This is a genomic window from Metabacillus sp. KH_069 (assembly GCF_057838075.1).
Genome location: NZ_CM174460.1, coordinates 921,207 through 943,364 on the forward strand (window position 1 = coordinate 921,207; position 22,158 = coordinate 943,364).

The 22,158-nt window shown below is 41.6% G+C and carries 19 protein-coding genes; 8 read left to right on the forward strand and 11 right to left on the reverse strand.

The window, feature by feature from the left end; translation table 11 throughout:
• Positions 1-6: 6 nt before the first annotated feature.
• From AC3ISE_RS04680 to AC3ISE_RS04715, 8 genes are all read right to left on the reverse strand, one after another.
• Positions 7-393, reverse strand: a complete 387-nt coding sequence (locus tag AC3ISE_RS04680) for a spore germination protein GerPE (protein ID WP_489223230.1) — start codon at positions 391-393, stop codon at positions 7-9.
• Between the two features lie 6 nt (positions 394-399).
• Positions 400-576 carry a spore gernimation protein GerPD gene (locus AC3ISE_RS04685; RefSeq protein ID WP_070879263.1) on the reverse strand — a complete coding sequence of 59 codons (177 nt, stop codon included), beginning with the start codon at positions 574-576 and terminating at the stop codon, positions 400-402.
• Entirely contained in the window at positions 573-1,199 is a 627-nt protein-coding gene (gerPC, locus tag AC3ISE_RS04690) for a spore germination protein GerPC (RefSeq protein ID WP_489223231.1), read from the reverse strand. The genes AC3ISE_RS04685 and gerPC overlap by 4 nt, the downstream gene beginning before the upstream one ends.
• Before the next feature lie 84 nt (positions 1,200-1,283).
• Complete coding sequence (locus tag AC3ISE_RS04695; RefSeq protein ID WP_489223232.1) at positions 1,284-1,499, reverse strand: spore germination protein GerPB; 216 nt, start codon at positions 1,497-1,499, stop codon at positions 1,284-1,286.
• A gap of 346 nt (positions 1,500-1,845) precedes the next feature.
• Positions 1,846-2,067, reverse strand: a complete 222-nt coding sequence (locus AC3ISE_RS04700) for a spore germination protein (RefSeq protein WP_154317879.1) — start codon at positions 2,065-2,067, stop codon at positions 1,846-1,848.
• A gap of 304 nt (positions 2,068-2,371) precedes the next feature.
• Positions 2,372-3,226 (reverse strand): carbohydrate ABC transporter permease, encoded by an 855-nt coding sequence (locus tag AC3ISE_RS04705; RefSeq protein ID WP_489223233.1) that lies wholly within the window; start codon positions 3,224-3,226, stop codon positions 2,372-2,374.
• A gap of 19 nt (positions 3,227-3,245) precedes the next feature.
• Positions 3,246-4,133, reverse strand: coding sequence for a carbohydrate ABC transporter permease (locus AC3ISE_RS04710; RefSeq protein WP_489223234.1), 888 nt, complete (start codon positions 4,131-4,133; stop codon positions 3,246-3,248).
• 84 nt (positions 4,134-4,217) lie between these two features.
• Positions 4,218-5,480 carry a sugar ABC transporter substrate-binding protein gene (locus tag AC3ISE_RS04715; protein WP_489223235.1) on the reverse strand — a complete coding sequence of 421 codons (1,263 nt, stop codon included), beginning with the start codon at positions 5,478-5,480 and terminating at the stop codon, positions 4,218-4,220.
• A 470-nt stretch (positions 5,481-5,950) separates the two neighbouring features.
• Between AC3ISE_RS04715 and AC3ISE_RS04720 the strand changes: the two genes are divergently transcribed.
• From AC3ISE_RS04720 to AC3ISE_RS04740, 5 genes are all read left to right on the forward strand, one after another.
• Entirely contained in the window at positions 5,951-8,122 is a 2,172-nt protein-coding gene (locus AC3ISE_RS04720) for a glycoside hydrolase family 3 N-terminal domain-containing protein (protein WP_489223236.1), read from the forward strand.
• Positions 8,123-8,126: 4 nt separating this feature from the next.
• Positions 8,127-11,471, forward strand: a complete 3,345-nt coding sequence (locus AC3ISE_RS04725) for a GH36-type glycosyl hydrolase domain-containing protein (RefSeq protein ID WP_489223237.1) — start codon at positions 8,127-8,129, stop codon at positions 11,469-11,471.
• Positions 11,472-11,549: 78 nt separating this feature from the next.
• Positions 11,550-12,521, forward strand: coding sequence for a LacI family DNA-binding transcriptional regulator (locus AC3ISE_RS04730; RefSeq protein WP_489223238.1), 972 nt, complete (start codon positions 11,550-11,552; stop codon positions 12,519-12,521).
• Positions 12,522-12,782: 261 nt separating this feature from the next.
• The gene (locus tag AC3ISE_RS04735) at positions 12,783-14,906 is read left to right on the forward strand and encodes a type IA DNA topoisomerase (protein ID WP_489223239.1); all 2,124 of its coding nucleotides are present in this window, start codon (positions 12,783-12,785) and stop codon (positions 14,904-14,906) included.
• A 48-nt stretch (positions 14,907-14,954) separates the two neighbouring features.
• Positions 14,955-16,601: a sensor domain-containing diguanylate cyclase gene (locus tag AC3ISE_RS04740; protein WP_489223240.1), complete on the forward strand. Its 1,647-nt coding sequence runs from the start codon at positions 14,955-14,957 to the stop codon at positions 16,599-16,601.
• A 54-nt stretch (positions 16,602-16,655) separates the two neighbouring features.
• On the opposite strand, the gene AC3ISE_RS04745 is transcribed toward AC3ISE_RS04740, so the two are convergent.
• The gene (locus AC3ISE_RS04745; protein WP_489223241.1) at positions 16,656-17,720 is read right to left on the reverse strand and encodes a M14 family zinc carboxypeptidase; all 1,065 of its coding nucleotides are present in this window, start codon (positions 17,718-17,720) and stop codon (positions 16,656-16,658) included.
• A gap of 358 nt (positions 17,721-18,078) precedes the next feature.
• Between AC3ISE_RS04745 and AC3ISE_RS04750 the strand changes: the two genes are divergently transcribed.
• Positions 18,079-19,242 carry a DUF418 domain-containing protein gene (locus tag AC3ISE_RS04750; RefSeq protein WP_489223242.1) on the forward strand — a complete coding sequence of 388 codons (1,164 nt, stop codon included), beginning with the start codon at positions 18,079-18,081 and terminating at the stop codon, positions 19,240-19,242.
• On the opposite strand, the gene AC3ISE_RS04755 is transcribed toward AC3ISE_RS04750, so the two are convergent.
• Positions 19,239-19,412 (reverse strand): aspartyl-phosphate phosphatase Spo0E family protein, encoded by a 174-nt coding sequence (locus AC3ISE_RS04755; protein ID WP_133311965.1) that lies wholly within the window; start codon positions 19,410-19,412, stop codon positions 19,239-19,241. The two genes, AC3ISE_RS04750 and AC3ISE_RS04755, sit on opposite strands and share 4 nt — an antisense overlap.
• Before the next feature lie 377 nt (positions 19,413-19,789).
• Between AC3ISE_RS04755 and AC3ISE_RS04760 the strand changes: the two genes are divergently transcribed.
• Both AC3ISE_RS04760 and AC3ISE_RS04765 read left to right on the forward strand, forming a co-directional pair.
• The gene (locus tag AC3ISE_RS04760; RefSeq protein ID WP_489223243.1) at positions 19,790-20,695 is read left to right on the forward strand and encodes a fumarylacetoacetate hydrolase family protein; all 906 of its coding nucleotides are present in this window, start codon (positions 19,790-19,792) and stop codon (positions 20,693-20,695) included.
• 80 nt (positions 20,696-20,775) lie between these two features.
• On the forward strand, positions 20,776-21,603 hold the full coding sequence (locus AC3ISE_RS04765) for a hypothetical protein (protein ID WP_489223244.1): 828 nt from the start codon (positions 20,776-20,778) through the stop codon (positions 21,601-21,603).
• Between the two features lie 29 nt (positions 21,604-21,632).
• On the opposite strand, the gene AC3ISE_RS04770 is transcribed toward AC3ISE_RS04765, so the two are convergent.
• Complete coding sequence (locus tag AC3ISE_RS04770; RefSeq protein WP_489223245.1) at positions 21,633-22,109, reverse strand: DUF2269 family protein; 477 nt, start codon at positions 22,107-22,109, stop codon at positions 21,633-21,635.
• Positions 22,110-22,158 lie beyond the last annotated feature (49 nt).

Genomic DNA, 22,158 nt, shown 5'->3' on the forward strand with positions numbered 1-22,158 from the left:
TATGCATTAAGGCTGTTTCCGTTCATTCCGGCTTAGCAATTGTCTGATGTGCTTCACGCGTGATTCAGCTGAGATGGTGTTCGTGGAACCGAAATGAACGATTCCAGATGAAGAAATAGATGTTACTTTCACAGCCCCAACTTTGATGGTTGGATTTTCATGAAAAAATGCTGTCTGAATATCCTCTGTAATCAGAGGATTTGGCAAAAGCTCTGAATAAATATTGTATTGTTTCAAGTCACCCTCGCTGCCGAGTTCGATTTCTGCTTCCCTTTGCACTGCGTATACCTTAACTCGGGGAACGATATCCACACTGTCCCCGATTTGAAAAATTGAACTGAGTCCGATCGAGTCAACATACGCCTTGTTAACGATCGATAATCGATTGATCATCGCAGCTTACGTCGGTGCAAGAGGGACGAATGGACCGATAATCAGTGATTCAGGCGGCGTATCGAAAACAGATGACAGTGTAATGCAGTTCGCATCGCCAATAAGGAAGACGCTGGAACTTGCAACAGCGGTCACCCGAATGGCTCCAACAGAAAGCTCTTTATTCACAACGCTGAAATTCATGAGTTGCTGTCAGCTCCTTCTTCTGGCAGGGCTTGGATAAAGTACGTAATGGAACGCTCCACATCCTGCTTTACTTTAGATGTAATATCTTCAATCTGCGCGCTGACAGGCACGGATTCATTATAGGTTCCCTGTTTTAAGTAGAACCTGATCCTGCTGTCAATTTGCTTGCGGATATCTTCAATGATAAATTCCTTATGAGCATCATCAAGCTCGTAGTTATTTTGTGCAGCGAGCTGTTCAATGTATTTGACGCAGTCCTCGTTCAGAAAAGCGAACAGCCGAGCCTGAACAGCTTCAAATATTTCTTCCTCGCGATTCGGGCTGTTTCCCTGGTTTACTTGAAGTCCCTTCTGATCCACCTCAAAGTTATCAATCTGATCAGGGACGGTTGGGTTGAGACCGATGTTCAATGTTCCCTCAAGTGTTTCAACTTTTAATTGATCAAATTTATATTCTATTTTTTCAATTGTTGTACTGGGGCGTTTTTTTAATTCTTCTATTTCGCCCATCATGGCGGAAACAGCGGATTCAAGTTTTTTAATTTTCTCATCCTGAGCCTGAACGATTCCATATAAATTCTGTACATACTGCATCATGGATTGATCATAGTACACTTTCATTCACCCCGCTTATAAATCACGTACCAATGTACCCTAGATTCATTTATATGCAGGGTGCTGAAATGGGTGAATGCCTACTCCGGATTAACTCGGGGCGAGCGGAACGAAAGGGCCTTCCGTTTGAGTCTGGCCTCCAGGAGGTACAGCAGCAGGGGCAGGGGCAGTAAATGCTCCAGTATTATAAAGGTTCGCGAGCGGTTTAATAATACCTGCACTGCCAATTTGAAGAACAGAAGAGTTGCTGACGGCATCAACTTTCAAGTAATTAATTTGGATCGTCTGGTTAATGTAAAAATTCATGTTTTCACCTCTTTTATCCCGCATTAACGGGCAGTAATACCTTTACTCAAGACTTGAGAGGGGAAGTAGAGATGGGCCAGGCAGGTAAACTGCCCGTAAAAGCCCGATTGGTTCAACTAACCAACAGTGGTGGATAAGGAAAACCTCTACTGTTGGAGGTTTCATTGACCAATTGAGGAAACATACGCCCCCTTTGATTCCACAAAACCCGGGAGCTTGCTCAATTGAGGAAACATACGCATCCTTTGATTCCACAAAACCCGGGAGTTTGTTCAATCCAGGAAACATACGCCTCCTTTGATTCCACAAAACCCGGGAGTTTGCTCAATTGAGGAATCATATGACACTATGCATTTCCCGCTATTGGCTGGTCAATCGTGTCATTATCGTAAGCATTCGTAACACTATTTTGATTGTTAATGCTCAAACCGTCTCCCGTATTGAAAGATCCAGCCCCTGCAAAGGTTTTGACTTCGCTGTATGGCGAGATGGTAATTACATCCCCGATATGAACAATGCTGCTCGTACCAACGGCATTTACTTTAAATGCTCCAACTATGGCTGGCATATTCCGACATCCTTTGCTTTGAGGTAAAGTATTGCACCTGTAAAATATCGTATGAAAAATAGGCAAACTTGTGATAAGTGCGGAGTGATTTAGCGGATATAAGCAAGTGAGATAAAAGCTGTTATAAAAGGTTCTTTTCGTAAACTTTGATGCTTTTAGACTAACTGGTAAAAACCTTAGGTGGATTGCAGCGGAAAGGAACGGACAACAATAATAATCGAAAACAAATATCTATGCGAACACAGCCAAAAAAAAGGACCCGCATAAATTGCAGGCCCCCTCAACAGCAGTTTTCCTTTTCATGTTACTTCATTCCCGATATCGTATATCCTTCAATAATGTGTTTCTGAAATAAGATGAAAATGATGATGATCGGAACGACCATAAAGGTTGATCCTGCCATTTGCAGGGCAAAGTTTCCTCCATACTGGCCTTTTAATAAAGACAAACCAACTGAGAGAGTATACAGTGCCTCGTCATTTGCGATAATTAATGGCCATAGGAAGCTGTTCCATCCTGCAATAAAGGTAAGGATTCCCTGAACAGCAAGAATTGGCTTTGAGATCGGCAGGACGATTTGCATGAAGACGCGAAATTCACTTGCCCCATCCAGTCTTGCCGCCTCAAGTAATTCATCCGGTATAGTGGACATAAATTGCCTGAACAGAAAAATGCTGAAGGCTCCAACAAGACCAGGCAAGACAATTCCAGCCATTGTATTTGTCAGCTGCAATTGGTTTAGAATTAAATAAACAGGAATCATCGTGACTTGTCCGGGAATCATCATAGTAGCAAGCACCATATAAAAAATCTTTTCTCTTCCTTTAAAATTGAATTTTGCAAAGGCATATCCCGCCATCGCATTTAGAAACAATCCAGCAAAAGAAAAAAGCACGACGATAATGGTGTTCTTTAAATAAACGGCAAAATTCATGTTGACGAAAAGATTAACAAAATTTTCAAGGGTAAACTCACTTGGCCATAGGGTTGGCGGGATTTGCATGACTTCACTCTCAGTTTTAAAAGCCGAGAGAATCATCCATATGAATGGGATGGAGATAAGAAAGCCGCCAATTGTTAAAATGATGCCAAGTGTCCACTGTTTATAACGCTCTTTTTCAGTTAAATACACCGGCTGTTTCATTGTCTTTGTTTTCATCGTACTCACCTCTTCATCCTCAATAAACAACATCTTTTTTCTGTAATCTGAATTGAATCATTGTCACAATGATGATGGCGATAAACAAGATAAACGAGCCAGCAGCAGCATAGCCGAAGTTGCTGAGCTGAAATCCATTGCGGTAGATAAATAATGCGACAGAGGTTGTGCTGTCAAGCGGTCCGCCCTTTGTCATAATAAATGGCTCCTCGAAAAATTGCAGCCAGCCGATCATCGTAGTAATGGAGACAAAGAAAATCGCATAGCGGAGCAGAGGAATGGTGATTTTTGTTAACTGTTTCCAATCACTTGCACCGTCAAGCTGAGCCGCCTCGTAATACGTTTTTGGAATACCCTGAAGTGCTGCTAAAAAAATAATCATATTGATCCCGATTGCACGCCATAAAGCTAAAGCAATTAAAGATACCTTTGCCATTACAGGGTGCTGCAGCCAAGGGACGGGAGAGATGTGCAGCAGCTCCAATATGTAGTTGAACAAACCGAATTGAGGGTTATATAAATAACTCCATACAACGGCAACTGCTACAACATTAGTGATTGAAGGCATATAAAATACAGCTCTGAAGGCTTTGAAAATACGTGCTTTTCCATAGTTAATAAGCAGAGCGATTCCAAGGGAACAGATAATGACAAGCGGAACCCCAAAGATTACGTAAAAAAGGGTGTTTAGGATAGATTTAATGAAGATCTCATCGCTTAAAACATCCGTATAATTCTGCAATCCAATAAAGTTTATGGTTGACCAATCTGCTAAGCCTGCTAAATCAATATCTGTGAAACTGATAATCAGAGCCACAAAGATTGGCAGCAATGAAAACAAGAACAACAAGATAATCGCAGGGGCTATGAAGAAATATGGTGTTTTGTTGTTAATGATGCTTTTCAAGGGAATCCCTTCTTTCACGTTAGCCAATAATTAATGATGGCTGACAGACAGAGGACTCTGCCTGTCAGCTCAATACTGTCACTTTTATTTGTTTAAAATTTCTTCGGACTTCTTGTTGAATTGATCTAATTCTTTTTCTACATCTGCACCGCCGCGGTAAATCTTTTCAAAGGTGCTTAAGTAAGTTTGGGCAATTTTTTCCCATTCTTTCATTACAGGCATTGATTGTGAGTGCTCCATTTGCTCTCCAAACGTTTTGTAAAGCGGGTTTTCTTTTAAGGATTCATCTTCCCAAGCTGCTTTTGTTGATGGCAGTGAATTTGTCATTTCCATCCACTTCAGCTGCGTTTCAGGTTTATTCATGTATGCTAAGAATTTTAGAGATGCATCTTTATTTTTTGTATGTTCAAAGATCGATAGATTGGATCCGCCAAGTGCCGAGATGTTATTTTCTTTTGCGGGAAGAACAGCAGTAGCCCATTTCCCTTCAAGCTCTGGAGCCTGGTCATTAATAAGTTTAATCATCCATGGACCGCTGATGAACATTGGAAGAATTCCGTCATCCCGGAAGCCTTGGATGATATCAATTCCCAGTTCATCTTTAGGGGCTGAACCATTCTTGAAAAATCCGTTTATGTACTCAACAGCTTCAGTAAATTCCGGTTCGTTGAACAGTGGCTTATTTTGGTCATCAAGCAGGGTTGAGCCATTTTGTCTTGCAAACATGAATGCCAAGCTTTGTTCTTTGGTATCAAGGCTTATTCCATACTTGCCTTTTCCGCGTTCAGATAATTTTTTTGCAGCGTCCTGAAGTTCATCCCATGTCTTTGGAGCTTCATTATAGCCTGCTTCTTTCAGCAAATCTGTACGATAATAGAGAACTCGCGTATCAATGTACCAAGGCACTCCTACTGTTTTATCTTCAAATTTAGTCGTTTCTACGGATCCTTCATAATACTTGGCAGGATCAAGCTCCGGATAATCTTTTATGTGAGGTGTTAAGTCCATTAATGCATTTGCAGAAGCAAATTCAGGAATCCAGGTTGTTCCCATCTGCAGAACATCCGGGCCTTTTTTTGAAGCAACAGCGGTTAATAATTTATCATGCGCTGTATCCCAGGGAATTGCCTGAACCTTCACTTCAATTTTCGGGTTATCTTTCTCGAATTCATCAGCAATTTTTGGAAGGGATTTAGCTTCCTCGCCCATGCCCCAGACAGTGATGACCGTTTTATCGGATGATGCTGAATTACTTGAGCAGCCTGCCATCACTCCAGAAACAAGCAATGTTCCTAATACTGCAGCACTTATCCATTTTTTGCTCTTAAATCTTGCAGATTTCTTCATTTTATTTCCCCCAGTTCATGTAATTCATTGATAAGAATCAATGGTGTAAACGCTTAGCATTAAGAAAGTATAGAAAGGTGTAAGATTGAAAGATTTAACCCATCCTCCTTCAGTGAAACGTTTCTATTAAGAAGAAAAAAATAGAGATTGACTGAATCCAGCGGCTTTACTCCTTATTATGATCAAAGCAAGGAATAAAACAAATCGTAGAAACGTTTCGATAGGGCTATTATAATGGAGTGTGTAATCGTTTTCAACATAAAAATTTTGGATTTTTATCATTTTCGCAACAGATTTCTATTATTTATTCGCTAATAAATAGGAAATGAAGAGATTTAACAGCGTTAAAAACGTTTCGATATTGTTTGACTCATAAAATGAAAGCGTTTATAATCCAATTAAATAGTAAATCGAAACGTTTTTATTACATACTTTTTTAAAAGTTATTAATATATGGGGGATGAAAAATAGTGAAACAGAAACTGAACTCTATGATCAAGAAGATGACACTAGATGAAAAGATTGCTCAGTTTATGCAGCTGGCAACTCCTTTTTATAAAGGAGCCAGCAGTGAAGGGCAAATAACAGGCCCTATGGCAGAAATGGGAATCACAAAGGATGTTATTCAAAATAGCGGATCTGTTTTAGGTGCATCAGGAGCACAAGAAACCATGGATATTCAAACTGCTCATATGAAAGAAAACCGATTAGGAATTCCGCTTTTATTCATGGCTGATGTGGTTCACGGATATAAGACTATTTTTCCAGTGCCGCTTGCAATCGGATGCTCATGGGACACTGAATTAGCTGAAAAAAGTGCGGAGATTGCTGCTAAAGAATCTGCTGTGTCCGGTGTGCATGTTACGTTTGCACCTATGGTTGATTTAGTGCGTGATCCGAGATGGGGAAGAGTGATGGAATCAACGGGAGAAGATCCATATCTTAATAGCCGATTTTCAGAAGCATTTGTCCGCGGTTTTCAAGGGACAAATTTAACATCTGATCTGAATCGGGTTGCGGCATGTGTGAAGCATTTTGCTGCATACGGTGCTGCTGAAGGCGGACGTGATTACAATACCGTTGATGTGTCAGAGCGTGCGCTGCGTGAATATTATCTTCCTTCTTATAAGGCAGCGCTTGATGCAGGCTGTGAAATGGTTATGACGGCTTTTAATACAGTTGATGGCATTCCTGCAAGCGGAAATAAGAAGCTGATGCGGGATGTACTGAGAGAGGAATGGGGATTTGACGGTATTCTTATTTCTGATTGGGGAGCAGTCAAAGAGATGATTCCCCATGGCGTCGCCGCTGATGAATCAGAAGCAGCACTTAAAGCTTTCCAGGCAGGAGTTGATATTGAAATGATGACTGCCTGTTACGTCAACCATTTAAAGAGCTTAATAGAAGCGGATTTGCTTGATGAAAAGCTTGTTGATGAAGCAGTCTTAAGGATTTTGGAGCTGAAGCAAAAATTAGGATTATTCGATAACCCGTATCGGGGGGCAGATGTGCAGCTTGAAAAAGAAGTTGTTCTTAGCGCGGAACACCGCCAGACAGCGAGAGAACTTGCAGCAAAATCTTGTGTTCTATTAAAAAATGAAAGCGTTCTTCCTTTAAACACAAACATGAATATAGCTCTTATTGGACCGTTTGCTGAAAGCGGCGATCTTTTAGGGCCATGGTCATGGCTCGGTTCACAAGATGAAGCTGTAAAGCTCGCAGACGGGTTTAGAATGAAACTGGATTCTTCAAAGCTCCATATAGCCAGAGGCTGTGAGATTGAAGAGGGGAATACTGGTCAGATTGAAGAAGCTCTAAGTGCTGCAGAAAAAGCGGATGTGATCGTTCTTGCTTTAGGAGAGCATTCTGGTATGAGCGGGGAAGCAAAAAGCAGGTCAAATATCCGTCTTCCTGAAATACAAGTTGAATTAATCAAGGCGTTGAAACAGCTGAATAAACCGATTGTAACAGTTCTCTTTAATGGACGTCCTCTGGATTTGCACGGTGTGATCGATCAATCGGATGCTTTACTTGAAGCGTGGTACCCAGGGACAGAGGGAGGTGCAGCCATAGCAGATTTATTATATGGAGATGTTAATCCATCAGGCCGTTTATCCATGTCATTTCCACACTCTGTCGGACAAGTGCCGGTCTACTACAATTGCTTTAACACCGGCCGCCCGCCTGAACACGCACAACAGGATGAATATGTTTCAAAATATCTGGATATCCCTAATGAACCGCTTCTTCCGTTTGGATTCGGTCTAAGCTACACAAGTTTTGCTTATAGCGAAGCAAGCCTCTCTGGGGATGCCATTACAGAAAAAGAGACTTTGCAAGTATCTGTGAAGGTGACAAACACAGGTGAAGCATCCGGAGAAGAAACCGTTCAATTATACGTTCAAGATCTGGCAGGAGAAGTTGTCCGTCCTTTAAAAGAACTGAAAGATTTCCGGAAAATTCTTCTGCATCCTGGGGAAACAAAAGAAGTGACGTTTGAATTATCCGAAGCAAAGCTTCGTTATCATCATTCAGATCTGACATATAAAAGTGATCCGGGCAAGTTTCATATTTATATAGGTTCAAACAGTACGGATGTTATTGCTCTGCCATTTGAATTATTGAAAGAAAATGAGGGATAAAAACATGACTACAATGACTGGTTCAACAATTGAAATCAAAGCAGGAGATATTTGCTTCAGCTTTTTAAACAGCGGGGATCTGAGACTAGCCGCCCATAAAGATACAATGATTAATCAGTGGATCTCAAATCCGATAGACGGATCATTAAATAATCTGTATTTGCGCTTGCATAAAGATAGTGAGATTCAGTTTTTTCCTTTGATTGGTGTACAGTCTGACAGCACAGTATCCTTTACAGATTCTGAGGTTATTTGGGAAGGAAAAGCTGAACAAGTATCCTATCAAGTGACGTTTCAATTAACAGAAAGAGGCATTTGGTATTGGAATATTGAGCTAGAAGGTCATGACGTGATTGCAGACGTCATTTACGGGCAAGATCTGGGAATTGCAAACAAAGGGGCAGTCCGTACAAACGAAGCATACCTTTCCCAATATATTGATCATCGGGTTTTTGAACATGAGCGTTTTGGCTATGTGGTGTGCTCCCGCCAAAATCAGCCTCAGAGCGCTGGATTTCCTTATATTCAGCAGGGTGCCCTGACAAAAGCTGCCGGCTATTCAACGGACGGATATCAGTTTTATGGCTTATCTTATAAAGAAACAAACATTCCAGAAGCATTAACTAAAGAAAATCTGGCAAATGAAGTGTACCAATATGAATTTGCCTATACAGCTCTTCAATCGGAACGAGTGAAATTAGCGGGGAAAGCACAGGTTGTTTTTTATGGCCTATTCAAAGAAAATCATCCTGAAGCCGTTGCTGCACTGGAATATGCAAATGAGGCAGAGGATGCATGGAATGAATACAAGACAGAAAGCAAGAAAGACTTTCAATCTATTGGAAAGATTTCACCATCTTCTGAGATAGGAACGCCTCTGCAGACACTTTCTATGACCTTAGAAGAAGTGGATCAGTACTTTCCGGACAGACATCAGGAAGAATGGGAAGGAGATACCCTGCTTTCCTTCTTTACAAATACACATGAGCATATCGTTTTAAAGGAAAAGGAAATGCTTGTCGAACGTTCTCATGGTCATATTCTGATGACAGGGAACAATGACAAACTCTCTGATCAAATTATTACGACGTCGTCCTTTATGTATGGTGTGTTCAATTCGCAGCTTGTGATCGGAAATACTTCCTTTAATAAAATGCTGACTAACACCCGAAATGCGCTGAATGTAATGAAAACGTCAGGACAGCGCATATATGCGGAAATAGATGGAGTTTATCAGCTTTTAACGATGCCGTCTATGTTTGAAATGGGATTCAATTATGCCCGGTGGTATTACAAGTTTGAAAAAGATATGCTGATAATTACGAATTTCACAACAGTTGATTCGCCTGAAGTTCATTTGCATGTGCGTTCTTTAAATGGAAGAGCTTATCGCTATCTTGTGACGAACCAAGTTTCAATGAACAATAATGAATATGAAACCTCGTTCAAAATGGAGAAAACTGGTCAAACCCTCACTTTTCATGCAGATGCTGCATCAGACAGTGCTGGTGTTTATCCGGAATTAATGTATCGTCTTCAGGTAGAAGGCGCAGATCCGGTACTCAAAGATGAGCGGGCGCTTGCCGAAAATGCTGAGCCGCTTTCTGCTTCCTTAGTTGTGATGGAGTTATCTGCATCGAGTGAATGGAACATAGTCTTCACAGGACATCTTCACGGGGAAGAAAGGTCAGCGTCATTTCTTGATGCAGAACAGGAAATCGAACGTTACCGTGAATTTTATCAAGAGGTCATGAATGGTTTCCATTTGTCATTGCCTGACGGGAAATCCGAAGAAGTTGAAAAAGTGAACGACCTTGCCTGGTGGTACACACACAATATGCTTGTCCATTATTCCGTTCCCCACGGTCTTGAACAATACGGAGGGGCTGCATGGGGTACAAGGGATGTGTGCCAGGGGCCAGCTGAATATTTCATGGCGACACAAAAATATGATTCCGTCCGCGAAATTATCAAGACCGTATACTCCCACCAATATGAGGATGATGGAAACTGGCCGCAATGGTTTATGTTTGACAACTATTCTAAAATCCAGCATGGTGAAAGCCACGGCGACATTATCGTCTGGCCGCTTAAAATACTGGGTGATTATCTTGCTGTTACAAAGGACTACAGTATTTTAACTGAAAAAGTACCTTATACCATCCGCGGATCCTTTCAATATACGGACGTGGAAAAAACAATTTTAGATCATGCAAACAAGGAAATTGACTATATTAAACAGCATTTTCTGCATGACACTTATCTGTCTTCCTATGGTGACGGAGATTGGGACGATACTCTGCAGCCTGCAAATGCCAGCCTGAAAAAATATATGGTCAGCAGCTGGACAGTAGCCTTGACATATCAGGTGATCAGCCAGTTTTCACAAGTTCTTGGGGAAGTGGATGAAAAAGAGGCTGACAGTCTCGAAAAACTTGCTGCAGGAATTAAAGCTGATTTCAATAAATACATGCTTCAGACAGATGTGATACCTGGATTTATTTACATGGAAAAAATGGGCGAGGAAGAGCTTATGCTTCACCCGGAAGATACAAAGACAGGCATCAGCTATCGTCTATTGCCGATGACACGGAGCATGATCAGCGAACTGCTTACGCCTGAACAGGCTGAATCACATTATCAGCTGATTAAACAGGAACTTTATTGCCCGGATGGAGTCCGCTTAATGAACCGTCCTGCAATGTACGCAGGAGGGGTAAGCACTCATTTTAAACGGGCGGAACAAGCAGCCAATTTTGGCCGTGAGGTAGGACTTCAATATGTTCATGCACATATCCGTTATGTAGAAGCAATGGCTAAGCTCGGAAAAGTGGATGAGGTTTGGGACGGGCTTTCCATAATTAATCCAGTTGGCATTAGTCAGACCGTTCCAAACGCTGAACGCCGCCAAAGCAATGCTTACTTCAGCAGCTCGGACGGGAAATTCAATAACCGCTACGCGGCACAGGAAAGATTTAACGAATTGCGCGATGGCACAGTCCCTGTTAAAGGGGGATGGAGAATCTATTCAAGCGGTCCTGGCATTTATATGAATCAATTGATTTCCAATTGTCTCGGAATCAGGCAAGTTCAAGGTGACTTAGTCATCGATCCCGTGGTTCCTCAACGATTAGATGGCCTTAAATTTCAATTTGAGTATATGGGACAGCAAATTACGTTTACTTACCGCATAAAAGGTGAAAAACTAAGCCATGTTCTAATTAACGGGAATGAGATTGAAGGGGAAATCCTGAAAAATCAATACCGTGAGAGCGGCATTCGCATTCCAAGAGCTGAACTGGAAAAAAGGGTTGAACACCAAACAGCTGAGATTGAAATTTTTATGTAATGAACAGCAGGCGGTCATGATTGACCGCCGTATTGTATAATAGCTGTAATGTTAAGGGAAGAGATAGGAGAGAGTTTCTTGGTCAGTATTAAAGATATCGCTAAAAAAGCAGGAGTTTCCATTTCAACGGTATCCTACGCACTAAACGGCAGCCCTAAAGTAACAGAAGAAACCTCTGCGAAAATTTTAGCCATTGCCAAAGAATTAAATTATATTCCTAATGCAGCTGCCCGTAACCTTAAAAAGAGAGAGACGAAAGTGATCGGTGTCTATTTGACTGATTTCAGCGGAGCATTTTATGGCCAATTGCTTCAGGGGATATTGGAATATCTCAGCAGAAATGACTATGGACTGATTGTCTGCAGCGGGGAGCATTCTCACCGGTATTTGCCTGAGCGCATGATTGATGGTGCAATTATTCTCGATTCGACGTTTTCAAGCAACGAACTTTTGATGTATGCAGAGCGGGGACATAAAATAGTGATACTCGACCGGCAAATCGAACATCCAAATATTAATCAGGTTTTATTGGATAATAAAGCGGGTGCCACACTTGCCATAGATCATATTGTTGAGAAAGGACATACAAAACTGTATGTGGTGACAGGTCCGGAAGATTCATTCGATTCGATGCAGAGATTAAACGCAGTAAGACAGGCCGTACAAAGGTATTCTCATATTGAATATACAGAAATTCCAGGGGATTTTACTAAAGAAGCGGGAGAGCGGGCCGCAGAGCAAATCATTGATGAATATGATCAAATTGCTGCTGCCTTTTGCTTAAATGATGAAATGGCGATTGGCATGTACAATTACTTGGCTAATACAGAGTACAATGCAGGAGAGCACGTTCACATCATCGGATTTGACAACCTGGAGGTTTCACATCACACCAAGCCGCGGCTATCTACGATTGACTATTCAAAACGCAGGTGGGGTGCGGTCGCTGCTGAACAATTATTGAAGCTGATCAAAGATGTGCCTGCAGAAAATGAACGGATTTATGTGACCTTGGTAGAAGGCGAATCGATTGGAGAAAAGAAAGCGTAAGAGGATTGAAGAAATATAAGACGGTAGTGGAAGGAATCTGTGAGGATTTATTCCATTCCCGTCTTTTGTTTGTCTAGTCTAAAATTGGAATTTGGAGCATGTAAGAGCCTGGATTTTAATAGAAAATCTATTTTTAGTATTGAGCCTACTGTGTCATGTATTTCTTTTTCAGAGAAGATGTTTCATACTGTAGATAGAATGAGAGGACAGCAGATCCATAGCTTCTCTTAATTACATGTTTGAAAAGAGGTTCAAAAAAGTATGTCGAGAGTTCTTATACTGGCAGAAAAACCTGATCAGGGGCGTAAACTCGCTGCTCCGTTTCCTTTTGTAAAAAGAGAGGGATACTTGGAGATCGGGGCGTGCCCTATCTTTCCAAATGGCGCGAAGGTCACCTGGGCAATCGGCCATTTAGTTGAGCTTAAAAATCCTGATGAATATAAAGATGAATGGAAAAAGTGGAGGCTTGAGACGCTGCCGATTATTCCAGACCAGTTTTTGTATAAAGTGAGTAAAGGAAAAGCGAAGCAATTTAAGATTGTTAAAGAGCTATTAAAAGAAGCGGATGAAATTATTATCGGAACAGATCCGGCCCGTGAAGGAGAAAACATTGCGCGCCTGCTGATCATGATGGCTGGAGCAAACCAAAAGCCGATAAAACGGCTCTGGACCTCTTCTTTGACGGAGAATGCAATCATAAAAGGCTTTAATGAGCTGTATGACGGCAGCAAAACGATTCATTTGTTTCACGAAGCTCAAGCACGGCAAATATCGGACTGGCTTGTCGGATTAAATGCAAGCAGGCTCTATACCCTGCATCTGCAAAAAAAGGGGATCCGCGATGTGTTCAGCGTGGGCCGAGTTCAAACCCCTGTATTAAAATTAATTTATGACCGGCAAAAAGAGATCGAAAATTTCAAACCAGAACCTTTCTTCGAGATGCAGGCAGCCTTCAAGGTCGAGAACGGGGAGTATACAGGCAAGCTGAAAGGCCGATTTAAAACATCTGAAGAATTGTTTGCAGCAGTAGGACCTGATATTACGGCTGATCAGAAAACGTATAATGCAAGAGTTAAAAGGACAGAAGTTGCTGAAAAACGCGTGCCTTCACCAAAGCTTCACAGCTTATCCACTCTGCAGGCAAAGCTGAATAAACAAAGGAAAATGAGTCCGAGCCAGGTCCTGAAAACGGCTCAATCATTATATGAAAAAGGATACATCTCCTATCCGCGGACAGATTCGCAATATATTACAGATGAAGAGTTCAGTTACATTAAAGCAAACATCAGCCAGTATCAGCAGGCACTTTCCCTGTCTTTTAACCCCGTTCGCCTGAATCCATCAAAGAGATACGTAGATCCTAAGCGCGTCAGTGATCACTATGCTATCGTACCGACTGAAAAGAAGGTCAGTTCTGCTGTTTTCAACTCTTTTAGCTATGAACAAAAATCCGTTTATGAAGAGGTCATAAAAACAGCACTTGGAATGTTTATGGAGGACTATGTGTACGATGAAACAACCATTGTGACTTCTATTGGAAAAAATGATTTCATCAGTAAAGGCAAAACGTTGAAGAATCCGGGGTGGAAGTCACTGTATCAAAAAGACCCCGTGGAAGCGGATGAAAAAAAAGAAGATCAAATGCTTCCGAAAGTTACAAATGGGGAAGCAGCTGATGCTTCTGTAAAAGTAAAGGATGGCATGACGCAGCCGCCTAAACCGTACACTCAGGGCCAGCTGATTACCCTTATGAAAACGGCAGGCAAGCATGTTGAAGACAAAGAAATGAGAGAAGCCCTGAACAGTACCGAGGGACTTGGGACAGAGGCAACACGTTCAGGAATTATTGATACATTGCTGATGAGAAAATTCATTGAAGTCAAAAAGAACGAGGTATTCGTTACAGGCAAAGGGGAAATTCTCTGTGAAGCTGTTGAGGGCACACTCCTTTCAAAGCCGGAAATGACAGCCAAATGGGAAGTTTATCTGAAGGGGATCGGCAGCGGGGAAAAGTCAAAAGACGTTTTCATTGATACAGCCAAAAAATTCTGTTTCACATTGCTTGATCAGGCTAGTGTGAGCATGGAGAAGTTAGAAGTGTCTGCACCTCAGGCTGCAGATACAAGAGAAGCCATTTGTGTTTGCCCTGCATGTAAAAAGGGCAGCATCATGGACCGCAAGACTTTTTACGGATGCACAGATTACAAAACAGGCTGCAAGCAGACGTTTCCGAAAAAGCTTTTGGGCAAATCGATTTCAGCGGCGCAAATTAAACAGCTGTGTCTTAAAGGGAAAACGAATAAGCTGAAAGGTTTTAAAGGCAAGAAACCGTTTGATGCAAGCCTTGTTCTGAAAGAAGGAAAAATAGAATTTTCGTTCTCTTAAATTCTCCATTCAAATTCCGGGACTTTTGTCCGATATAAGAGAGAGAATATGAACTGGGTAAAATGGGGTTGGAATGTGTCACTGAATTTAAAAACGTATGTTGCGCTAAGCTTTGGGATTCTTATTTTTTTACTTACTGCTTTTTTAAGCTTCACGATCAGCAGCAAATCTGTTCATGAAGTGAAAAATCAGTCTGGGAATTCATTATCAGAAATGGCTTTTCAAATGTCAGATAAGCTGGATTCATTTATGTGGTCCAGATATACAGAAATAGAAGTGCTGAGCGAACTTGAAACGGTCAGGGAGACTGAAAATCTTGTCTACACTCAAAATATGCTTGATCAGCTTCATAAAAGTATTCCTTCTTTTTCATGGGTTGGTTTGACAGATGAAGATGGAATTGTAACGGCGGCAACGGATAAACTGCTGATAGGGACAGATATCTCAGATCGGCCAGTGTTTAAACACGCTCTGACCGGACCGTTTATCGGGGATGTTCACGATGCGGTTCTGCTTTCTAAAATTCTTCCGAATCCAGGGGATGAGCCGCTTCAGTTTGTGGATATCAGTACACCTGTGAAAGGCTCAAATTCAGAGTTTAAAGGGGTTCTTGCAGCTCACCTTAGCTGGGAATGGTCGAACGAAATAAAAGAAACTGTGCTGAAGCCGTTAAAAGGAAAAAGAGAGAACATTGAGATTTTCATTGTCAGTGCAAAAGATCAGACCGTTCTCCTTGGACCGGACAGCATGGTGGGGAAATCTTTACCTTTAGACAGCATAAAAAAAGCCAAAGAAAAAGAAAATGATTGGCAGATTGAAACCTGGCCGGATGGAAAGTCATATGTAACAGGATATGCAAGAAGCAGCGGCTACAAAGACTATTCAGGCCTTGGATGGACTGTTATAGCAAGGCAGGCAGAGGATGCGGCCTTTGCTTCTGCATCTGAGCTGCAGCAATTTATCATGCTTCTCGGCATCACATCTGCATTGATTTTCGCCGTCATCGGCTGGTTTGCAGCTGGCCGAATTGCTGAGCCTCTGGGAGCGATTTCTGCAGCAGCCCATTCCCTGAAAAAAGGGAAGAACGTAAGAATACCAGATTATAAAGGGATCAAAGATATCGAAGTGCTCTCAGATTCTTTGAGAGATTTGATTGCCGACCTGCAAAAGACAGAAGATGAACTCGGCAGAATGGAAGACCTGGCGTATTATGATGGTCTTACGGGTTTGCCTAACCGCTTCTCTCTGTATTTGAATATGGAAAAAGCAATGAAAAATGCGAAGGCGGGAGAAGAGTCGTTTGTCATTCTATTTCTTGATTTAGATGGTTTTAAAGAGATTAATGACAGCTTCGGGCATCATGTTGGGGATTCTGTTTTAATTGAGATTGGGAAAAGGCTGATGAACACCGTGGCTGAACCGAGCTTTGTTTCGAGATATGGGGGAGATGAATTTGTGTGCATCATCCCTTCAAAAAACGATCCTGAGGCATTTGGCAAGCTTTATGCAAATGAGATGATCAGCATCATTAATCAGCCGATTCAATTGGCGAAGAATGAAGTGAAAGTCGGCTGCAGCATTGGCTGTGCGATTTGGCCGCAGGACGGAGTCAATCCAGAAGATATTCTTAAGCTTGCCGATCAAGCACTTTATGTTTCGAAGACTTCCGGAAAAAATCAGATGAGTTTTGCATGAAAGAAAAACGCTTAGGGAGATTCCTGAGCGTTTTTTCTTTCATTTCAACTTCTTTTATTCGTCTGATTCTTCGCCGGATCGGCTTGTTTGAGTCGGAAGTGTATCCCAAAAGCTCACATCCGCGTTCTCGATTGATCCGTCTGCAATAGCTCTGACTGTAGAGTCAAGCGTTGTAATTGTTTGTCTAATCAGGTAGCCATTGCTCTTTTGTCCAAGCGCATAGGATTCGATATAGTGATCAGACATTCCGCGCATTTCAAACAGAAGAGTAGATATGCCATAACGGACAGCTGCGCCGTTGCGTCCGATATTTTGACCGCTGCCGCCATTGTATTTTCCGATATGGCCCCATCCGGTGTTTTCAATAGAATGATAAACAACAGACCCCAGTTTTTTAGAACGCTCAAGCACATCAGCTTCAACAGCATTATTAGTTGGATGCAGGATTGAACCAGAAACAAGCTCACCCTCTGTTTCACTAAGTGTGCCTTGGTGATGCAGGTCGATCATGTAATCAATCTTGTACTTTTCAAACACATTTTTATAGAGAGCTTTAGCTTCTGCCTGCATGCTTTCAATCGGTTTATCATGCTCACGGTTTAAATCAATTTCATTTGCATTATACCGGGTTAAACGGCGGTCACCATCAGCTAAATAGTTATCCAGTGAAAAATTCACATCACCCATGGCTCCATCAGCATTCAGCATTGGAATGACCAGAATATTTACGTTCTCCAGTACACCTTTTGTTTTATTGGTGCCTAAGTGTTTGATAAATTCAAGGGCTCCTTCTGTTGTCAGCTGCTCGTTGCCGTGCTGCTGCGTTAAAAAGAGAATAGTAGGGTTGTCCGGGTTGGATATGTATTTTGTTAAGTAAATATCCCGGCCTTTTACCGTTTGGCCGATGATTTCAAGCTGCATGGCCTCCTGCTTGGCATCTTGTGTTTTTAAATAGTCCACCATACTTTCATAGGTATGAAGAATGGATGTTTGGATTGACCCATTCCCTGCGCCAGGTCCATTACCGACTGCACTTACTGGTGAAGAAACAACGGAAATAGCACTAATTGCCATAAGACTGGATAGAGAAACAGACAATACTTTCTTTTTAAGATTCATAGACATCCTCCAAAGGTTTGATTGATAAATAATTCGTTATACGAAATATTTATACTTATATGCTATCTTTAAACGTTTTCATTGTTAATAAAAGGATAGACCTGTTGTTTTGACAGTATTGACTGAGAAAAAAGGAGGGGTAAACAAATTTAGCGGCGTTTTTTATGAAAATAGCAGCAGATTTATCGATTTTTTCATATGTAAAAAATCCTATTAAAGAGCTTTCTCCTGATTCTGTACAGAAATTGTCGAAAAGAAAAAGTCATGATTAACTTTGAAGGGAAAAAAGCGGATGAATAAGGAAAGAGAGGTTAAGCAATGTGATATTATATTTCTTAACTAGAAGAAATTGGAGGATATGATGGAATCATTACACGCGATACATAAAAATGACAGGCTTCATTCACTTGATATTTTAAGGGGTCTATCTCTGCTTGGGATTCTATTGGTGAATATGAAATCGTTCCATGAGCCCGCATTGTACAATAGTAGTTTTGTCAGCAGCACGGCAGCACCGGACAGGCTGATTGAACAATTCATCAATTTGTTCGCACAAGCGAGTTTTTATCCGCTTTTTTCATTTCTTTTCGGTGCGGGAAGTGTGATTTTTTATGAGAGGGCAAAGAAAAAAGGGCATTCGTTTGCGCGCTATTATACAAAGAGGCTGCTTGGGCTTTTTATTATCGGTATGCTTCATGCCGCATTGATTTGGCACGGAGACATCCTGACAAATTACGCGATGATCGGGTTCATCTTTATGATTTTTCTTAAATGGAGTGCGGGGCGCCTCATGAAGTGGGCACTGTGGATTCTGACCCTGCCGAATCTCCTGATTACGCTTGCTTTGATGGCGGCATATTCAGGAGAACCAAGTCTTGATCCTGACAAATATGGATCACAGGAAGCCATCCAGCAATCATTGGATGTCTATTCGACAGGAAGTTTTATGGAAATCACCCAGCAGCGCCTGACGGATTGGGCGTATGTAAACAATGCGGAGAATGCCATTTTTCTGATCTTATCCATTCTTCCGCTGTTTATGCTTGGCGCGGCGGCTTATAAAAGAGGCTGGTTTCATCAGCCGATGACAAAAGAATGGAAACGCACGGCAATCATTTCAGGTGCTGCGGCTGCCGTTTTAAAAGGCATGCCATACTATTGGGATGAAAGTATCCTGACCCAGCATTTGCAATTATCACTTGGAGGGCCTGCTCTAACCCTCTGTTATGTATCACTTGTCCTGATGTTTTTAAATAAATTCATGTTCAGGCTTGAGCCAATAAGAGCTGTGGGAAGGGGATCACTGAGCAATTATCTTCTGCAATCGATTGTATGCACGTTTATCTTTTATTCTTATGGTCTTGGATTCTATGGTGAAATTTCTGAATGGACGGGGTTCATGCTAGTTTTTATAATTTACGGGATGCAGGTATTTTTAAGTCACCTGTGGTTTAAGCGCTTTGGATTTGGGCCGGCTGAATGGCTGCTGCGGAAGTGGATTTACTTGTCGCTGCGGCCTTAATTGACGGCAGACTGAAGGGGTCTCTGCTGTTTAAGCTGCTGTTTAATTTGTTCAATAATCAATAAATCAAGTTCCTGGCTGCGGCGAACGGTCTCTGATGAGTTCATGCCGTATTCTTTTGCAGCTTCGAAAAGCTTTTGTCTGTAGTTTTCAATTTCGTTCAGTGCCATGATCTATTCTCCAACTTTCATGGTTTAATATGTCTTGGTTTCAGGCGGAAAGTGTATTGAAATTGTGAAATTGATTCCTGAAAAAGCATCTCTGCATAGGTAATAAGCTTATTATACACAGGGTTGTACAAAATGGTTTAGATTCGCTAAAATAACAAAAAACATTACAGATTTCTACAAACAGCGGCTGTTTGCGGATGGCTGAGAGCGATTGATTTCACTCTTGAATCTGCTGATTTCTAAGAGAAAACTTCTTTTGGAATTGAAACTTCATCCGTTTTTATAGAGGAAATATGTCATTGTTTAGCGAATATTTTACATAAGAGAAGGCCAAGGGATCATTAAATGTTCTATCAAAGGCAAAATGGGGGAAAACTATGAAACTGGCTACTGCACAGCTACACGGTCGAACATTCATCGGATTGATTATGGAAGAAAATAAAATCCTCGATATTGGGAGGGCAGAGAAAAAATTGTTTGATATGTCTTCAGCCCCGCAGACGGTAATCGAATGCATTGAAATGGGAGAAAAATTCTTCAACCACATAAAACAGCTTGAAACTTGGGTGAAAAAGTCAGACGAAACCGAGTCTTACTTATACTCCTTTTCGGAAGTTAAATGGCTCGCACCTATCCTGAATCCCCGCAAGAATATTTTTTGCGTCGGAAAGAACTACCGTGAACATGCGGTGGAGCTTGGAAGCGAAGCGGATATTCCTGAACACGTGATGCTTTTTTCTAAAGCACCAACGACCGTGATTGGGCATGAAGAAGCGGTTGATCCGCATTTGCATCTCACAAAGGAACTCGATTATGAAGGGGAACTTGCGGTCATTATCGGGAAAAAAGGAAAACGCATCACTGAAGAGGAAGCCATGGATTATGTGTATGGCTATACCATTATTAATGATATAACAGCGAGAGACCTGCAATCAAAGCATAAACAATTTTTGCTGGGAAAAAGCCTTGATACATCATGTCCGATGGGTCCTTACATTGTACATAAGTCTGCTGTGCCGGATCCATATGAGCTGAATGTGGTGACAACGGTGAACGGGGAAGTAAGGCAGGATGGACATACGAAAGATATGATTTTTTCAATTGAAAAGGTGATCGCAACGATCTCACAGGGAACAACACTTGAGCCGGGAGACATCATTGCTACGGGAACACCTGCAGGAGTTGGAAAAGGGTTTAAGCCTGCTAAGTACTTAATGCCTGGTGATGTTGTAGAAATTACGATTGACGGGATAGGAACGCTCAGCAATACAATTGGGGAATAATTCAAGCACACCAGTGAAACAGCTGGTGTGTTTTTAGCAGGGGGAATCCAGTATGTGCGGGATTTGAATGGAATCATAGAGTGAGAGACGAAGGAATTCCTGAGAAGCGGCAGGAGTTATTGACTGCGATTGAAAGCGACCTTCTGCATGATCACCACATAGAGGCTTTTTTCTATGGCGGTTCAATCGGCAACGGGAATACAGATTTGTATTCCGATATAGACTTAAGAATTGTGGTGAATCCAGATAAATGGGAAGATTTCATTTTGAATAAGAAAATCAGGCCCGGTAAATGGGGGAACGTTTTATTTTACGAAGACTTTCCTGGTGCAAGCTACACCATTGCCCACTACGATTCATTCATTAAGACGGATGTCTTCTATTACAGAAGAGAGAATATCACTCCTTCTGTATGGCTGAAAAACATTCAGATTGTCCGCGATGACAATGGATTTATGACTGCAATAAAAAATGAATCTGATAAGCTTTCCTATAAAATTATTAAGCCGGAATTTGAGTTTTGGAGAACGAAATTTTTTGCCTATTTTCACGAAGCTTATAGAAGAATGATGCGCGGAGAACTTTATTATGCGATTCACTGCATCGACAGCATGAGGCAATCGTTAGCTGCCGGGTGGTATATGGAGCGCGGAATACAGCCCAATTCATTTGGGGACTGGGCTAAGATAGAGGGACCGCGGAGCCAATTGGAAAAAGAGCAGCTTGATTTGCTGGATAGCTTTCATTGCGGGAGAAACCCTGGAGAGATTTATTCCGCAATGAAAAAGATGATACCTGAGTTTACTAGACTTCACCTTAAATTAGGTGAAAAGGCAGGGGCTGATACGGATCAGGAATGGGCAGTTAAGATAGTAAGTATGGCCGTGCCTGAGATAGAAAGGGATTAAACCCGGCAATAGAGCTGGGTTTGATTTTTTCAGTATGGCTTCAAGACCATTAAAGCGATCAGGACAACAGCAGCTGCATAAGTGAAATTGTTATATGGCGCCATTTTTTTATTGATCAGATGATAAGATTCCGGCAGTTCATCCCCATTGTGATTTTCGAGGATTTGTTTTTGTTCTGCCAGTTTTCGCGGAAGGATAACAGCTACGACAGGCTGAACAGCTATGTAGATAATGATTGAAGCTATGTACCAGATTTGAGAAAATAATCCGGGATTCAGTGCACCCAATGCAAGCCCTGTTGCGAGCAGGGTGAGGCTTCCTATCTTGGCGAGCTTTTCAATTCCCTTATTAACGGTGAATGCAAACAGAGCATGAGAAACCGTCTTTGGCTGCTCATTAAAACAGGGAGAGCGAATGTAGCTCCAAGTCCGCAAACTGCAGCGATAATATGAATAAAAACAATGATTCCATAAAAACTCATCGTGCTTTCCTCCTAAAATATTCATAAGATAATAGTATTATAAAAATAGAAAAAAATGTATTGTTAATTCCTTG

What these genes read in the sequence shown, in the direction of transcription:
- AC3ISE_RS04705 (WP_489223233.1), bottom strand. Translation starts at nt 3,226, where the DNA reads ATGAAAACAAAGACAATGAAACAGCCGGTGTATTTAACTGAAAAAGAG.
- AC3ISE_RS04680 (WP_489223230.1), bottom strand. Translation starts at nt 393, where the DNA reads ATGATCAATCGATTATCGATCGTTAACAAGGCGTATGTTGACTCGATC.
- AC3ISE_RS04685 (WP_070879263.1), bottom strand. Translation starts at nt 576, where the DNA reads ATGAATTTCAGCGTTGTGAATAAAGAGCTTTCTGTTGGAGCCATTCGG.
- AC3ISE_RS04735 (WP_489223239.1), top strand. Translation starts at nt 12,783, where the DNA reads ATGTCGAGAGTTCTTATACTGGCAGAAAAACCTGATCAGGGGCGTAAA.
- AC3ISE_RS04695 (WP_489223232.1), bottom strand. Translation starts at nt 1,499, where the DNA reads ATGAATTTTTACATTAACCAGACGATCCAAATTAATTACTTGAAAGTT.
- AC3ISE_RS04740 (WP_489223240.1), top strand. Translation starts at nt 14,955, where the DNA reads ATGAACTGGGTAAAATGGGGTTGGAATGTGTCACTGAATTTAAAAACG.
- AC3ISE_RS04755 (WP_133311965.1), bottom strand. Translation starts at nt 19,412, where the DNA reads ATGGCACTGAACGAAATTGAAAACTACAGACAAAAGCTTTTCGAAGCT.
- AC3ISE_RS04725 (WP_489223237.1), top strand. Translation starts at nt 8,127, where the DNA reads ATGACTACAATGACTGGTTCAACAATTGAAATCAAAGCAGGAGATATT.
- AC3ISE_RS04760 (WP_489223243.1), top strand. Translation starts at nt 19,790, where the DNA reads ATGAAACTGGCTACTGCACAGCTACACGGTCGAACATTCATCGGATTG.
- AC3ISE_RS04770 (WP_489223245.1), bottom strand. Translation starts at nt 22,109, where the DNA reads ATGAATATTTTAGGAGGAAAGCACGATGAGTTTTTATGGAATCATTGT.
- AC3ISE_RS04750 (WP_489223242.1), top strand. Translation starts at nt 18,079, where the DNA reads ATGATGGAATCATTACACGCGATACATAAAAATGACAGGCTTCATTCA.
- AC3ISE_RS04745 (WP_489223241.1), bottom strand. Translation starts at nt 17,720, where the DNA reads ATGAATCTTAAAAAGAAAGTATTGTCTGTTTCTCTATCCAGTCTTATG.
- AC3ISE_RS04715 (WP_489223235.1), bottom strand. Translation starts at nt 5,480, where the DNA reads ATGAAGAAATCTGCAAGATTTAAGAGCAAAAAATGGATAAGTGCTGCA.
- AC3ISE_RS04700 (WP_154317879.1), bottom strand. Translation starts at nt 2,067, where the DNA reads ATGCCAGCCATAGTTGGAGCATTTAAAGTAAATGCCGTTGGTACGAGC.
- gerPC (WP_489223231.1), bottom strand. Translation starts at nt 1,199, where the DNA reads ATGAAAGTGTACTATGATCAATCCATGATGCAGTATGTACAGAATTTA.